We start from the raw sequence: 15,151 nt of genomic DNA, 5'->3' as shown, positions 1-15,151 counted from the left end.
ACGGGTGCGGGTCAGCCGCGCTGGGCCTGCTTGACGAGCCCGCCGCCGATGATCAGGCGCTGGATCTCGCTGGTGCCCTCGTACAGGCGCAGCAGCCGCACGTCCCGGTAGATCCGCTCGACCGGCACCTCCCGCATGTAGCCGGTGCCGCCGTGGATCTGCACCGCCAGATCGGCGACCTTGCCGACCATCTCCGTGCAGAACAGCTTCGCCGCCGACGGCGCGATCCGCCGGTCGGTGTCCTCCACCCACGCCCGCGCCGCCTCGCGCACCAACGCCCGCCCGGCCATCACCCCGGTCTGCTGATCGGCGAGCATCGCCTGCACCAGCTGGAAGCTGCCGATCGCGGCACCGCCCTGGGTCGCGGTGGCCGCGTACGCCACCGACTCGTCGAGAGCGCGCTGGGCCTGACCGACCGACAGGGCCGCGATGTGCACCCGCCCGCGTGCCAGCGACGTCATCGCCGCGCGGTAGCCGACGTCCTCGCTGCCGCCGACCAGCGCTGCGGCCGGCACCCGCACCTGGTCGAAGTGCACGTCCGCGGTCCAGGCGCCTTCCTGGCCCATTTTGCGGTCCTTCGCCGCCACCTGCACCCCGGGGGTGTCGGCGGGGACGAGGAACACCGCGATGCCGGTGCCGTTCGCGTCGGCGGGGCGGGTGCGGGCGAAGACGACGAACAGGTTCGCGAGCGGGGCGTTGGTGATGAAGCGTTTCTCGCCGGTGATCACCCAGTCGTCGCCGTCGCGCACGGCCTTGGTGCGCAGCCCGGCCGGGTTGGAGCCGGCGCCGGGCTCGGTGAGGGCGAAGGAGGCCACGACGTCACCCGAGGCGATCTTCTCGAGCCACTGCGCCTTCTGTTCGTCGGTGCCGAACCCGACGAGGACCTGCCCGGCGATGCCGTTGTTGGTGCCGAACATCGAACGCAGCGACAGCGTGGTGTACCCGAGTTCCATCGCCAGTTCGGCGTCCTGCATCAGGTTCAGGCCCAGACCGCCCCACTGCTGTGGGATGGCGTAGCCGAACAGGCCCATCTCCTTGGCGGCATTGCGGATGTCGTCGGGGATCGCGTTGGTGTCGGCGATCTCTTGTTCGCGCGGCACGACCACGCCGCGCACGAATGCGCGGGTCTGGGCGAGGATTTCCTGGAAGTCGTCGTCGTCCACCTCGGTGGCCGGCATCGCAGTCGAGGTTGTCATGAAACCACCATCGGCTCCGGGGCCGCGGGTGTCCAATACGAATCGCCCCATCGCCACATAGGCACTGTCGATGAATTCACCGGGGTCGAATCATCGTTCCTCTCGCTATGATTCGGAGCATCAGCCGACGGGCGTCGCCCGCGACCTCGATTCATCGGTGCCTTCCCGCCGTCCCCGGACCGGGCGGGCTCGTGCGAAAGGAACCTCATGTCACTGCTGGAGAACCGAACCGCCGTCGTCACCGGAGGCGCTCAGGGCATCGGTTTCGCAATCGCACAGGAGTTCGTCGACGCCGGTGCCCGGGTCGTCCTCGGCGACCTCGATCTCGACGCCGCCACGGCCGCCGCCGAGAAGCTCGGTGGCCGCGACGTGGCCCGCGCGGTGCGGTGCGACGTCGTGAACGCGGACGAGTGGGACACGCTCCTCGCGGAGGCCGTCGACGGGTTCGGCTCGCTCGACGTCGTCGTCAACAACGCCGGCATCACCCGCGACGCGACGATGCGCACCATGACCGAGGAGGACTTCGATCTGGTGATCGCCGTGCACCTCAAGGGCACCTGGCACGGCACCCGCAAGGCGTCGGCGATCATGCGCGAGTCCAAGCGCGGCGCCATCGTCAACATCTCGTCGCTCTCCGGCAAGGTCGGGATGGTCGGTCAGACCAACTACTCGGCGGCGAAGGCAGGCATCGTCGGCCTGACCAAGGCGGCTGCGAAGGAGATGGCGCACCACGGCGTGCGCGTCAACGCGATCCAGCCGGGCCTGATCCGTTCCGCGATGACCGAGGCCATGCCGCAGAAGGCGTGGGATCAGAAGATGAGCGAGATCCCCATGGGCCGACCGGGCGAGGTGTCCGAGATCGCGTCCGTGGCGCTGTTCCTCGCCTCCGACATGTCCTCCTACATGACCGGCACGGTACTCGAGGTCACCGGCGGTCGATTCATGTGAGTTCCGGAACTCACCCCTCCCGAAAGGTCGTCATGCGCGAAGTCGTCATCTGCGAGCCGGTCCGCACCCCTATCGGTCGCTACGGCGGAATGTTCAAGTCCCTCACCGCCGTAGACCTCGGTGTCGCCGCGTTGAAGGGGCTGCTCGACCGCACCGGAGTCGCCCCCGACGCGATCGAGGACGTGATCCTCGGTCACTGCAACGGAAACAGCGAGGCACCTGCCATCGGCCGCGTCGTCGCGCTCGACGCCGGTCTGCCGATCACGGTGCCCGGCATGCACATCGACCGTCGTTGCGGCTCCGGACTGCAGGCCGTCATCCAGGCCGCGCTGCAGGTGGGCAATGGTGACAACGACGTCGTGGTCGCCGGCGGCGCCGAGTCGATGAGCAACGCCTCCTTCTACTCCGTCGACATGCGCTGGGGCGGTGCCCGCACCGGGGTGCAGATGCACGACAGCCTGGTACGGGCCCGCGCCACCGCGGGCGGACGCCACTACCCCGTGCCCGGCGGCATGATCGAGACCGCCGAGAACCTGCGCCGCGACTACGGCATCAGCCGGCTCGAGCAGGACGAACTCGCCGTGTCGTCCCATGCCCGGGCCGTCGCCGCGCAGAAGAACGGCATCCTCGCCGAGGAGATCGTGCCGGTCACCGTCACCACCCGCGCCGGCGACGAGGTCATCGACACCGACGAGCATCCCCGTCCGGACGTCACCGTCGAGTCGCTGGCGAAGCTGAAGCCGATCATGGGCAAGCAGGACCCCGAGGCGACGGTCACCGCCGGCAATGCCAGCGGCCAGAACGACGCCGCATCGATGTGCCTGGTCACGACCCCGGAGAAAGCCGCGGAGCTGGGGTTGACCCCGCTGGTGCGGGTCGTGTCCTGGGGGCTGGCCGGCGTGGCGCCGAAGGTCATGGGCATCGGCCCGGTCCCGGCCACGGAGAAGGCCCTCGCCAAGGCCGGCATCACCCTCGCGGACGTCGACGTGATCGAGCTCAACGAGGCCTTCGCGGCGCAGGCGCTGGCGGTGACGCGCGAATGGAAGTTCGGCGCAGCCGATTTCGAGCGCACCAACATCCACGGGTCCGGCATCTCGCTGGGGCACCCGGTCGGCGCGACCGGTGGCCGCATGCTGGCAACGCTCGCCCGCGAGCTGCACCGCCGCGACGGCCGCTACGCCCTCGAGACGATGTGCATCGGCGGCGGCCAGGGCCTGGCCGCGGTGTTCGAAAAGGCGTAGGCGGCGTAGCCGCCGGTGTGTCCTTCGGGTTGTCAGGGCCGCCCGAAGGACACACCGGCGCGTCAGCGCCGACGCACCAGGTCGACGAACGCCTGACCCACCGCCGACAGGGATGCGGGGTCGAAGGCGAGGCCGTAGGCGCGCGCCAGCCGCGGCTCGCATGCGCGCACCACGACCCGGTCCCCGGCGGCCTCGGCCGGCACCCGGTCCACGATCGACCCGCCGAGTCCGGCCGCCACCATCGGCAGCCGGACCTCGCGCTGACCGACCAGGACGGAGATCTCCGGACGGGCGCCGGCCGCCCGCAGCGCCGATTCCACCGCGTCGACCATCGAGGCGCCGGTCGGCGCGAACACCATGGGAATGTCCGGTAGTTCGGACAGGTGGATCGGGCCGTCGGGCACCTCGAATCCCGGCGGAAACGCCAGCCAGTACTCCTGCTCGCCGAGTTCGATCACCTCGAGCCCGTCACCGCCCTCGAGCGGCAGGTGCGCGACGACGAACTCACAGTGGCCGTCGCGAATCAACGACGCGACCTGCTCCTCGTCGCGCAGCGGTGACAGCCGCACCGCCACTTTCGGATACTCGCGCCGGAACCGGGCGATCAGCTCCACCAGCGGGCCGACGGACAGCGACGGGAACGCCATGATGTCGAGCCGGCCCGCCACCGCGCCGTCGGACGTGGTCAGCAACTCCTCGACGGCAGTCACGTCGCGCAGGATCTGCCGGCTGGGGCCGACGAGGCTGCGGCCGGCCGCGGTGAGGACCATGCCGCGGCCGATGCGGTGGAACAGCTCGACGCCGAGTTCGCGTTCGAGGCTGCGCAGCGCCTGCGACACCGTCGGCTGTGCGACGCCGAGCGCGGCGGCGGCCCCGTTGATGCCGTTGTTCTCGACGACCGCGAGGAAGTACTCCACCTGCCGGAAATCCACAGTCCTACGCCCCCTGTCGCAGCGTCGAGGCGACCTCGAGGAACGCCGCCGCGGCCGGCGACGGCTCACCCGCACGCAGCACCAACCCGACCGGCCGGGTCAGCGGCGGCTCCAGGGGCCGCACCGTCACCGTGGGCATCTGCTGTTCGGCCACCGGCCGGGGCACCACCGTGGCGCCGGTGCCCAGGCACACCAGCTCCCATGTCGCCGCCGGGTGGGCGCAGTCGACGACGACGTTGGCGGCGTTCTCTGCAAGCAGCTCGCCGGCCTTCGCAGCGTTGGTGCGATCACCGACGTCGACGACGAGCGGCACGTCCCGCACACGGACGCGCGGGACCGGGTCCGGCAGGCCGGCCGCGAGGTCGTGGTGGAGAGCGAGCACGAGTTCCTGTTCGAACAGCGGCACGGTGATCATGCCGGCGTGCTCGACGGACAGGTCGGTCACCCCGATCTCGGCTTCCCCGCGTCGCAGCGCAGTGTGCACGCCGCCCGGGCCGTCCGCATCGACGATCCGCACCAGGATGTGCGGGTAGCGGTCACGGAAGCGGCGCGCGAGCTCGATCATCGGATCGAAGGAGAACGACGAGTACGTCACCACGTCGACGCGGCCCGAGGCGAGTTCGCGTACCGCGGCCACCTTCGCCTTCGCCCGTTCGACGTCGGCGAGGATCCGGCGGGCCGCTACGTCGAGCCGGCGTCCGTCCTCGGTCAGTGTGAGCCGGCGTCCGGTGCGGTCGAACAGGGTTGTGCCGAGCCGACGTTCGAGGGTCCGGATGGCCTGCGACAGCGACGGCTGCGAAATGTAGAGGGACTGGGCGGCCTTCGTGATCCCACCTCGGTCGACGACCGCGACGAAGTAGGTGATGAGGTGAAGGTCCACTCGCTTATCGTACGGGGGTGGTCACGGCCGTCGCCCAGCGGTCCGGGTCGGTGCCGCATCCGGTGACCACTCCCCGGTCGGCGAGAACCAGCAGGTGGGCGTCGGTCTCGCGCACCGCGAGCCGGCGCAGCCGCGGCGCCATCGTCTCGAAGGGCCGGGACCACGAGATCCGGGTGGAGACCTCCCATGCCGTGGAGCCGGGATGCCGGGCCACGACGTCGGCGATCTCGTCCAGGCGTTCCTCGTGGTGGCCGAGCAGTGCCTGCGCGCGGGAAGCGACACCGCGGAAACGGTATTCGTGCGCGGGGAAGACCTCACCGTCGGGCAGGCCGACGGTGGCGTGCAGCGACAGCAGGTAGCGGTGCAACGGATTCGGCAGCTCACCCGGGATGGTGGAGATGTTGGGGCTGATGCGGGGGAGCATGTGGTCGCCGCTGAACACCAGTTCGTGGGTGTCGTCGACGAAGCACAGGTGACCGGGGGTGTGGCCGGGCGTCCACACGGCGCGCAGATCCCAGCCGGGCAGGTCGAGGGGGGTGCCGTCGTCGAGCACGACGTCGAGTGATTCGTGCGGCCCGAAGCGGACCAGTTCCATGACCTCGCCCGAGCGGACTTCGTCGGGCGCTCCGAGCCGGGCCAGCTGCCGGGCCCACGACGCGGCGTACCCTTCCCGGTCCGTCGCGGTGTGGTGGCCGAGCAGCGACGCGTCGGCGGCGTGCATCGCCAGCGCGGCTCCGCTGACCTCGCGCAGCCGCGGTGCCAGGCCGAAATGGTCGGGGTGCAGGTGGGTGATCGCCGCGAACCGGACCTCGGTGATGTCGTGCCCGGTCTGCCGGATCCCGTCGACGAGGGCCTGCCAGGACTGTTCCGAGTCCCAGCCGACGTCGATCAGGGCCAGGCCGTCGGGCAGCGCCAACGCGTAGACCAGCACGTAGCGCAGCGGATTGTTCGGCATGGGCACGGGAATCGACCACAGCCCGGGCCGGACCTGCTCGACCGGCGGCAGCTCGCCGCGCCGCCACGCCTCCTGCTGCACGACGCCGACGACCTCGACCGCGGTCACGAGACCTCCTCCGCGAGAGTGTCGCGCAACGTGCGCTTGAGGATCTTGCCACTGGCGTTGCGCGGCAGCTCACTGACGAAGTGGACGCGCTGCGGCTTCTTGTAGGACGCGAGCCGGCCGGTGGTGAACGCGACCAGTTCGTTCTCGTCCGGCGCGGCGGTACCGTCGGCCAACCGGACGACGGCGGTGACGGCCTCGCCCCACTTGCGATCGGGCACTCCGATCACGGCGACCTCGGCGACGGCGGGATGCTCGGCGAGCACCGACTCCACCTCGATCGGGTAGACGTTCTCGCCGCCGGTGATGATCATGTCCTTCACCCGGTCGGTGACGAACAGGTAGCCGTCCTCGTCGAGGTGACCGGCGTCGCCGGTGCGCAGGAACCCGTCGTCGGTGAACAGCGCCGCGGTCTCCTCCGGGCGCCGCCAGTAGCCGGACGTGTTGTGGCGGGAGCGGCACACGATCTCGCCGGACTGTCCGACCGGCAGGTCCGCGCCGGTCACGACGTCGCGGATGGCGAGCTCCACGCCGGGCATGGGGCGGCCCGCCGAGCGCAGCAGGTAGGACCGCGGACCGGTCGGGTCGTGGTCCTCGACGCGCAGCGCGGTGACGGAGCCGCTCGTCTCCGTCATCCCGTAGCGCTGGACGAATCCGCACCCGAGCGTGTGCACGGCGCGCCGCAGCATCGTCGGGGTGACCGGGGAGGCGCCGTAGAAGATCAACTGCAGGCTCGACAGGTCGAACGAGTCCAGTTCGGGCAGGTCGAGCAGCATCTGCACGGTCGCGGGCACCAGGAACGCGTGGGTGATGCCGTGCTGCTCGACGAGCGCGGCGACGGTGCGCGGATGGAACTCGCCGAGCAGGACGGTGTGCACCCCGGCGGACAGGCAGGTGCTCAGCCAGCCGGCGCCGGCGATGTGGAACAGCGGCATCGCGTTCAGTGCCACCGAGTCGCTCTGCCAGTGGTAGATGCGCTGTCCCTCCGCGTCGTTGTGGAGGTTGCGGTGGGTGATGAGCACGCCCTTCGGCGTGCCGGTGGTGCCGGAGGTGTAGAGCTGCAACAGGACCGTGTCCGGGTCGTCGCCGCGGCCGGGGTCGTCGTCCGTGCCGCTGCCGCCGAGCCGTTGCCACGTCCAGGCCCCCGGCAGCAGATCGTCGCCGGGTTCGGCGTCGACGAGGACGACGGGCAGGCCGGGCAGTGCGGCACGGATCGCCTCGGCTGCCGCGGCGAACCCGGACTCGACGACAAGCACGTCGAGATCCGCGTCCTCGGCGATGCGGGCGGCTTCCGCCGGGGTGAGTCGCCAGTTGAGGGGGACGAACACCAGCCCCGCCTTGCCGCAGGCGACGAACGTCTCGGCGGCCTCGAGTCGCATGCGCAGCAGGGCCCCGATCCGCCCGCCACGCCGGGCCAGCCCGTTCAGGGCGGTCGCGACCCGGTTGGTGCGCCCGTCGAGCTCGGCGAAGGTGACGGTGGTGTCGCCGCAGGTCAGTGCGAGTGCGTCCGGCCGTTCCGCCGCGTGCTGCCGGACCCGCTGCGGAAGGTGCAGACCGCTCACATCACACTCCTCGTTCCGTTCGGCGAGCGCCTCGATGCCGGGCCCGCCGTGCCCGATCAGTCGATCACCGCCGCCTCGGCGGAACAAAGTCCAAGATCCACAGCGACCGATAGCGAGTGCCTATGTCGGGGTCGGCAGCGGGCGACTGTCCCTGCGCGCAGAAGTGCTTCTTGCGCGGGTACCGACGGACGCGCGCAAGAAGCACAACCCCGCGCGGATGTCCGGTTCGACCCCGGGGCTCAGTGCCCCAGCGCCGTGCAGCTCCCCGTCAGGACACCAGGAACCGGCCGAGTTGCGGCGCGGCCTCACCGGGGTGCTTGGCCTGGATGCCCTCGCCGATGGCCTGGAGCTTCCAGTCCTGCCCCTGCCGGTACACCTTGGCCATCACCATGCCGGTGAACGGCATACCGCCCTGCAGGGTGTAGCGGGCCAGCTCGGCGTTGTTGGTGCCGTCCACCAGCCGGCAGAAGGCGTTCGCGACCTGCTCGAAGGTGTGGCCCTTGTACGAGGTGACGATGAACATGACCGTCGTGATGTGGGCCGGCACCCGGGTGAGGTCGACGAGCACGACCTCGTCGTCGCCGGCGCCCTCGCCGGTGAGGTTGTCGCCCTGGTGCTGGATCGAGCCGTCCTTCGACCGCAGCTGTCCGTAGTACGCGACGTCGACGAGATTCTGGTCGGCGAACAGCACGGCCGACGCGTCGAGGTCGATGTCGGCGGCGCGATTGCCGAACAGGCCCCGCTTCGCGACCGGATCCCAGCCCAGCCCCATGCGCAGGTGGGTCAGGGCCACGCCGCCCTCCTTGCGGAGGGTGACCTTCTGGCCCTTGACGAGGCTGACGGGACGGCTCTTGGTGAGGCTGACCTCGGGCTGGGCGTCCTGCGCCGGCTGCGGCGCGGAGGCCTGCACGTACGGCTGCGGCGGAGCCGGCTGCGGGTAGGGCTGCTGGGCGGAAGCCGGCGGTGTGGAGTAGGTCGGCGGGACGGGCGGCGCGGCCGGAGGTGCGGGCTGAGCCGGTTGCGGGGCAGCGGCCGGCGCGTCGTCGACGCTCACGCCGTGGTCGGTCACGAGCGCGGCGAATCCACCCGCGTAGCCCTGGCCGACGGCCCGAACCTTCCAGGTGCCCTGCCGCCGGTACAGCTCGAGGGCGATCACGATCGACTCGCTGCTCAGTCCGTCGACCCGGTACTCGTAGAGGACGTTGCCCGCGGTGTCGGCGACCCGCGCGGTCGGCGGGGCGAAACGGCCGAAGCTGCTCGACGCGTCGTCGAGGGTGATGACCGCGCGCACCTGGTCGATGTCCGCCGGCACCTGGTTCAGCGACACGGCCAGCGAGGCGGCCTGGCCCGGTGCGCCGGGCACGAGCCGCACCCCGGGCCCGGTGGGCTGGTTGAAGAAGACGAAGTCGGCGTCGGAGCGCACCTTGCCGTCGGCCTTGACCAGCAGCGCGGACAGGTCGGCCGGGGTGGTCAGCTCGAGGGAGACGACGACGTCGGCGGCGGTGAGGGGGCCGTTCTGACCCTTGGCGAGAGATACGGGCACGGGTGGGGTCCTCACTGTTACTGGAAACTCTGTCTCGGGGATGGTTGAGCGTCACTGCCACTGTACGAAGCCGTCTCGATCCGGGCGGATCGGGCGAACCAGGCGAGGATCTCCTCGCCGGCCCGGATCCCCGCCTGCCGGGTCACCGCCACCGTCGGGTGCCGCCAGTCCAGCGCCTCGAGTTCGCCGTGGCGCGGCCGGATCGCGGCATCGGCGGCGGTCAGCATCTCGGCATCGAGCGCGCCGTCCCCGGCGGCCAGTACGACGGCGTCCGGAACGAGCGTGCCGTCGTCGACCAGACGTCGGCGGACCTCGGCGACCGCGCGGCTCTTGCACACCGCCGACGGCATCGTGTACAGCTTGCGGCCCTGCTGGGAGGCGTTCCATCCGCGGCGCCGGCACCAGTGGTCCCATTCGTCGAGGAAGCCGACGGGCTGCGCGGCGACGTCGATCACGAGATAGCAGAACAGCTCGTCGGCGACCCGGAACTTGTGCACCCAGTCGTCGGAGATGCGGCGGCGCAGTTCGGCGGTGACCTCGTCGAGTCCGGCGCCCTCGGTGCGCACGGCCGTGTCCACCGTCCGTCGCCACCCGGCGTCCGGCACCCCGTCGGCGAGGATCATGCCGCCGTTGCTGGCGATCGCGTACCGCCACGGCGCCCCGGGCAGGTCGATGCGCCGGAACTGCTCCGGGGTGCGCGTGGTGGTCGGCACCACCACCGCCGCCGCGGTGAGGTCGCGCAGGCGCTGCGCGGATGTGACGGTCACGTACGACAGGGGTGCGCCGTCGTAGTGCTCGACGCACACCAGATCGCCGTCGGGGACAGGTGATTCGCCCATCGCGGCGCGTGAGTAGATCATCGTGCGGTCGAGATCGGTGGCGACGAGGGTGGTGGTCACGGCAGATCCTTGATCAGGCCCATGCACGAATATGCCAGGTCGGGAACCACGTCCACCGGCACGTCGCGGGCGGCGGCGAGCATCCGGATGTGCGCGTGCTCCTCGGCGTCGGCCTCGCGGACCAGCACCCGCCACGGCACGCGCCGCAGCAGCACCCGGGTGGTCTCGCCGACACCGGGTTTGACGTAGTTGACAGTGGAGATGCCGTACTCGGCCCGCACCTTCTCCACCGACTCCCAGCCCGCCCACGTGGGGGTGCGATCGGAGTGCAGGATGTTCCCGGCGGCGGTGACCGCGGCCTCCCGGTCGCCGAACTCGGCCGCCACGGTGTCGAGGAGGACCGCCGAGACGTCCTCGCCGGCAAGTTCGGCGTAGAACTTGGCGCCGTGGAACTCGCCCGGGCCGATCAGGGTTTCGTTGAGGACGGTGCGTGAAACCAGTCCGGATACAGTGGAATTCAGGCACGCCGAGGCGATGAGGAAGTCGTCGCGGGTGCCGTAGGTCCGCACGCAGTACCCGGGATCGGCGAGCACGGCGAGGTCGTCGGAAAGCTCCGGGCCGCCCGCGGCCCGGTACTCGGCCAGGGCCGCCGTGAGTTCGCGGGCGATGGCGCCCTTGCCGGTCCAGCCGTCGACGAACACCACCGAGGCCGGATCGTGTCGTGCCGTCACATGGTCGAGGGCGGCGAAGTCGATACCACGGCCCCGCACGATCGACACCGCGTAGTGCGGCAGGTTCAGCCCGTGGTGCCGCTGCGCCCAGCGACGGATCAGGATCCCGACGGGAGTGCCTGCGCGGGCCAGCGATACGAGCGTCAGGTCCCGGCCCCGTTCGGCGAGCAGCAGTTCGGTCACGGTACCGACGGCGTGGGCGAGGCGCCCCGCCGTCGCGGCGAGCACCTTGTCGAACAGCTCGCGGTAGGCGGCATCGGGTTGGTACTCGATCGGCAGCGACTCGGCGTAGTGGGCGAGGCCCGCCTGGATGCGGCGCTCGCGTTCGGCGACGTCGGCCTCGAGCGCGACGTGCGAGAGGTCCTTGAGGAGCCAACTCACCTCGTCCGCGGCGTAGGAGCCGAAGCCGGGCCCGGTCAACGGGGCCGTCATCGTCGTCCCTCCCGGTCGGCGCGCAGCACGGTGGGATCGGTGGCGGGCACGACGGCCACGACGACGTCCTCCCCGGCGGCGGTCAGCACGTCGAGCAGCCCCCCGTCGGCACGCAGACGGTCGGTGTCGGCGGGAGCGTCCACCACGAGCAGCAGCTGTGCGCGTTCCCCCTCCGGCCACCGCGCGTTGTAGAGGTAGCGCGGGACGTCGTCCGGTTCGGGTGCGGTGAAGGTGAATCCGCGGCGCAGGGGGTAGCCGGGCACGTCCCGGACGTACGCGGGGGAGCGGGTGGTGGTCTGGAATCGTGTGGCGACGCCCCTGCGGGCGAGGGTGTCGGCGATTCGCAGCGGCAGGTACATCAGTTCCTCGTGGCCCACGACGACGACCGGCCGTCCCGGCGACAAGGCAGTGGTCACGGCGTCGGTGGCGCGGTCGATCGCGGTGTCGAAGGCCGCGGTGTCGGTGTGCAGGAACCCGTGCCGACCGCCGTCGGGCACGACCGCCGGCCACGGCAGCGAGACGAAGGTGTACGTTCCGCGTTCCGGTGCAACCGGATTCAGGTCCGGGTCCGGTAGCGCGCCCACCCGCTCGGTGAGTCCGTCGGGGAGGACGGTGTGCCCCGTCGCCAGGCTCACGTGGTCGATGCGGACGCCGAGCCCGGTGGCCGCCTCGGCGACGGCGCGACGGTGTTCGGCGGTGCGCATGTCCACCAGCGATGCGACGACGTACCGGGTGCGGGGACTGTGCCGGTGCAGGGACCGGATGGCGTCGACCGCGGTTGCCCCGGTGGAGATCTCGTCGTCCACCAGGACCAGCGGCGCGTCGTTCGCGAACAGCTCCGGCGACGTCGGCTGGAGCAGGTGCGACGTGGCGTGCGAGTGCCCCTCCTCGAATCCGGCGAAGGTGCCGGCGCCGGGCACGTCGCGCCGGGTGGAGTGCAGGTAGCAGCGTGCCCGCAGCCGGCTCGCCACGCAATGGCCCAGTCCCGTTGCGGTTTCGGCGAAACCGAGGACTACCGCATCGGACGCGGCGGGACCCAGCAGGTCCGCGACGAGATCGCCGAGCCGGTCGCCCGCGCCGATCACCGCAGCCGGTTCGGTGGGGAGGTGCTTGCCGAGGACCGTGGAGACCAGCAGGTGCGCGCGACGGGGGTTGCGGCGCAGTCCCGGCACGACGAGCTCCGGCACGGTGTCACCGGTGGCCGACGCCAGGTGCTGCAGCTCGAGCCCGAATCGTTCCGTCGCCCAGGGCGATCGCACTCCGGTGATCACCGGTCCACCAGTGCCGTCAGCAGGTCCACGAAAGTCACTCCCTTGTTGGTGACGCCGAACACCGACGCGCGCAGCAACGTCTGCTCCGCCCAGGTGCGGTGCGGGCGCCGCTCGTTCATCTTGTTGCGGTATCCGGAGGCCTGTACGCCGCCCGCATCACCGCCGAGGATGTCGACCGCGTCGTGGTACTCCTCGTGCGTCACGGCGGACAGCGCGTGCACGGCCGCCACGTGCGAGGGGTGGATCACGGTCTTGCCCTGGATGCCGTTCGCCCGGTCCAGGGCGATCTCCCGCAGCAGGCCGTCGAGGTCCCGGCTGACGAGCTGCTGCCGGAACAGCACCGCGTCGTGCTCGGCGAACGGGGTGGCCCGCAGCATCGGCCGGAACATGCGCTCGTGGTCGGCGAAGTACTCCCAGACCGGACCGGTGATGACGAATCCGGTGCCGTCGGTGCGGCCCAGGTAGTTGACGACGTCCGCGATGACGTCGACCACGACCCGCACGTCGTAGATGGTCAGGTCGCGGTCGCGGCGGATGCCGAAGGTGGCGCACATGTCGGTGGCGCCGATCCGCACGGCCAGCACGCGGTCGCGGTGCCCGGCCAGGAGCGCGGCGATCTGCTGGAGCTCGCCGTCGCGGGTCTGCCGGTGCACCAGCTCGGCGGATTCGAGCACCGGCATCGCGTACAGGTGCTTGCCGAGGCGCTCGGACGCCGCAGCCACGGCGTCGAGGAACGCCGGCCCCGAGGCCGCGGTGAACTTGGGCAGGACGAAGCCGGTCAGTGCGGCGACGCCCGGGCCCAGCGTGTCGGCGATGCGGTCGACACCGTCGGGGGTGCGCACCCGGACGAACAGCAGCATCGTCGAGGCGGTGGTACCGGCGAGTGCGTCGAGGGTGGCGACCGCGTTGCGCAGGCCGTCCTCGACCTCGTGGTCGGCGACGGCGTCCTCGAGGTCGATCACCATCGAGGCGACGCCCTCCCCGCTGCGGCGCGCGATCGTGGCGGCGAGGTCCGTGCGGGTGGCGGGCACGTACAGGGTCGCCCCGAGCGCGACGGCGAGCCGCTCACGCTCGTCGGCATCGGAGAACGGTCGCGGCAAATGCAGGAACAAGGTGTCCCGGGCCGCATCGTCGAGGTGGTGGAAATGATGCATCGTGCGCATGTCGGTGAAGGATCCCCCACTCATACCTCGTCCGTTCGTCCTCTCATTCGTTGCACCACACCGGCGATGAAGCGCGAAACGGCGTCGAGCTCCCGAACGTACGCCCAGTAGTCGGGGTGTACTCCGGTGAGCGAACCGACTGCCCTGTCGATCCGATCGAGCTGCGCGTCGAGCACCGAGCCCCATTCTGCGGTCAACCCCCGTTGGACCGCGAGTTGTTGCGCGTCGCGCAGACGGAACCGTACCTGCTCCACCTTCGCGGCCGGATCACGGCGGACCTCGCGGAGGACCGACAGCCGGTCGGTGACGGCGTCGACGTACCGCTCGGCCTGGGTGAGGGATGCCCGGGCCGCCGCGGTCAGTTCGAGCGCCTGTTCGGGCCGGTTCGCGGCCGATGCCGTTCGCGCAGCGGACACGTCGGCGTCGGCCCGATCGAGGAACTCGCGGGCGGCGCGTTCGTTGCCGGCCAGGTCGGCGGAGCTGGCGGCGTTGAACTCGCGCAGCAGCGCCGAGAACGCCGGCGCCAGGCTCTCGGCACGGGTGCGCACCGCCGACAACCGGGTTGTGACCGATGCCACAGCCTTCCGGGCGGACTCGGCTCGGTCCGGTGCCTGCGCGAGGGCGCGGCGCAGGGCCGTCGCCGCCTCCTCTGTCCGGCGTGCCGCCGTTCGGGCCGCTCCGGTTCCCCCGGCCGCATCGAGCGCCCGGATCTCCGCGTCGAGGGTGTCCGCCGCGGCCCGCACGGACGGGTAGTCGGCGTAGGCCGCATGCTCGGGCGCGGTCACCAGTGCCGCCGCGGCCTGCGCCTCGGTACGGACCTGCCGGGCGAGCTGCGGGACGGTCCGGGCCACCGCCACCGAGTGCTCGAGGTGTGCACGGTGGCGCTCGTAGAACTGGTCGAGGGTGCGGGTGGCGAGACCGATCTGCTGCAGGGCCTGTTCGTAGGCCGGGGCGGGAGCGAGCGGATCGGACGGTTCGGTGCGGGAGAGGTTCAGGTACGTCTCGGCCGCGCGGTAGCACTCTTCACGGACGGGTTCCCACTCCCGCCGCAGGCCGCGCTGCGGGGTGAGTTCGTGCGAGGCCGTGACCCCGGCCTCGGCGACGGACTGGCGCCGGTCCATGTCGAGGAACGCGGCGACCATCGCGTCGTAGGCGCGCAGCGCCACCGGATCGTCGGTGCTCCCACCCCCGAAGAGGCGGCGCGTCCATCGGCTCGCCACGCCCCGAATGGTACTGGTCCGCGCCCTTCCGCCCCGTGTGCGTGCGGAGCGCGGGGGCGTGGGCGCGGAACAGCTATTAGGGTGGTGGGACACGCGCAAATCGGGCGTGCCCGCCCGGGCACCTCGTCCGGAC

Annotated in this window: 13 protein-coding genes; 2 read left to right on the top strand and 11 right to left on the bottom strand. The window is 71.2% G+C overall.

Going from position 1 to position 15,151, the window contains the following annotated elements; genetic code table 11:
* Window positions 1-11: 11 nt before the first annotated feature.
* A complete protein-coding gene (locus AC2IPW_RS23855) occupies window positions 12-1,196 on the bottom strand; it encodes an acyl-CoA dehydrogenase family protein (RefSeq protein ID WP_486375844.1) in 1,185 nt (394 codons plus the stop codon).
* A 207-nt stretch (window positions 1,197-1,403) separates the two neighbouring features.
* On the opposite strand from AC2IPW_RS23855, the gene fabG reads away from it, so the two are divergent.
* On the top strand, window positions 1,404-2,144 hold the full coding sequence (gene fabG / locus AC2IPW_RS23850; RefSeq protein ID WP_003938575.1) for a 3-oxoacyl-ACP reductase FabG: 741 nt from the start codon (window positions 1,404-1,406) through the stop codon (window positions 2,142-2,144).
* A gap of 32 nt (window positions 2,145-2,176) precedes the next feature.
* Window positions 2,177-3,385: an acetyl-CoA C-acetyltransferase gene (locus AC2IPW_RS23845; RefSeq protein ID WP_450119685.1), complete on the top strand. Its 1,209-nt coding sequence runs from the start codon at window positions 2,177-2,179 to the stop codon at window positions 3,383-3,385.
* Window positions 3,386-3,447: 62 nt separating this feature from the next.
* Here the strand turns inward: AC2IPW_RS23845 and AC2IPW_RS23840 are convergent, their stop codons facing one another.
* The 10 genes from AC2IPW_RS23840 to AC2IPW_RS23795 all read right to left on the bottom strand — a co-directional run bounded on the left by AC2IPW_RS23840 (window position 3,448) and on the right by AC2IPW_RS23795 (window position 14,940).
* A complete protein-coding gene (locus tag AC2IPW_RS23840; protein ID WP_054372650.1) occupies window positions 3,448-4,317 on the bottom strand; it encodes a LysR family transcriptional regulator in 870 nt (289 codons plus the stop codon).
* 4 nt (window positions 4,318-4,321) lie between these two features.
* The gene (locus AC2IPW_RS23835) at window positions 4,322-5,197 is read right to left on the bottom strand and encodes a LysR family transcriptional regulator (RefSeq protein ID WP_486375843.1); all 876 of its coding nucleotides are present in this window, start codon (window positions 5,195-5,197) and stop codon (window positions 4,322-4,324) included.
* A gap of 4 nt (window positions 5,198-5,201) precedes the next feature.
* Entirely contained in the window at window positions 5,202-6,260 is a 1,059-nt protein-coding gene (locus AC2IPW_RS23830; RefSeq protein WP_048771366.1) for an MBL fold metallo-hydrolase, read from the bottom strand.
* Window positions 6,257-7,819 carry a long-chain-fatty-acid--CoA ligase gene (locus AC2IPW_RS23825; RefSeq protein WP_450119684.1) on the bottom strand — a complete coding sequence of 521 codons (1,563 nt, stop codon included), beginning with the start codon at window positions 7,817-7,819 and terminating at the stop codon, window positions 6,257-6,259. Before AC2IPW_RS23825 ends, AC2IPW_RS23830 begins: the two co-directional genes overlap by 4 nt.
* 268 nt (window positions 7,820-8,087) lie before the next feature.
* Window positions 8,088-9,362, bottom strand: coding sequence for a TerD family protein (locus tag AC2IPW_RS23820; protein ID WP_486375842.1), 1,275 nt, complete (start codon window positions 9,360-9,362; stop codon window positions 8,088-8,090).
* A 17-nt stretch (window positions 9,363-9,379) separates the two neighbouring features.
* Window positions 9,380-10,222, bottom strand: coding sequence for an HAD family hydrolase (locus AC2IPW_RS23815; RefSeq protein WP_051059578.1), 843 nt, complete (start codon window positions 10,220-10,222; stop codon window positions 9,380-9,382).
* 35 nt (window positions 10,223-10,257) lie between these two features.
* On the bottom strand, window positions 10,258-11,364 hold the full coding sequence (locus AC2IPW_RS23810; protein WP_486375841.1) for a cysteine protease StiP family protein: 1,107 nt from the start codon (window positions 11,362-11,364) through the stop codon (window positions 10,258-10,260).
* Window positions 11,361-12,635, bottom strand: coding sequence for a phosphoribosyltransferase family protein (locus AC2IPW_RS23805; protein WP_486375840.1), 1,275 nt, complete (start codon window positions 12,633-12,635; stop codon window positions 11,361-11,363). The genes AC2IPW_RS23810 and AC2IPW_RS23805 overlap by 4 nt, the downstream gene beginning before the upstream one ends.
* Window positions 12,632-13,822: an HpcH/HpaI aldolase/citrate lyase family protein gene (locus AC2IPW_RS23800; RefSeq protein ID WP_289378007.1), complete on the bottom strand. Its 1,191-nt coding sequence runs from the start codon at window positions 13,820-13,822 to the stop codon at window positions 12,632-12,634. Before AC2IPW_RS23800 ends, AC2IPW_RS23805 begins: the two co-directional genes overlap by 4 nt.
* Entirely contained in the window at window positions 13,819-14,940 is a 1,122-nt protein-coding gene (locus AC2IPW_RS23795) for a hypothetical protein (RefSeq protein ID WP_486377060.1), read from the bottom strand. Before AC2IPW_RS23795 ends, AC2IPW_RS23800 begins: the two co-directional genes overlap by 4 nt.
* Window positions 14,941-15,151: the final 211 nt, after the last annotated feature.

Source organism: Rhodococcus sp. NS-SX18, assembly GCF_057367935.1.
Note: the sequence above shows the minus strand (reverse complement) of the source record. Positions and strands in the feature narration are given on the sequence as shown.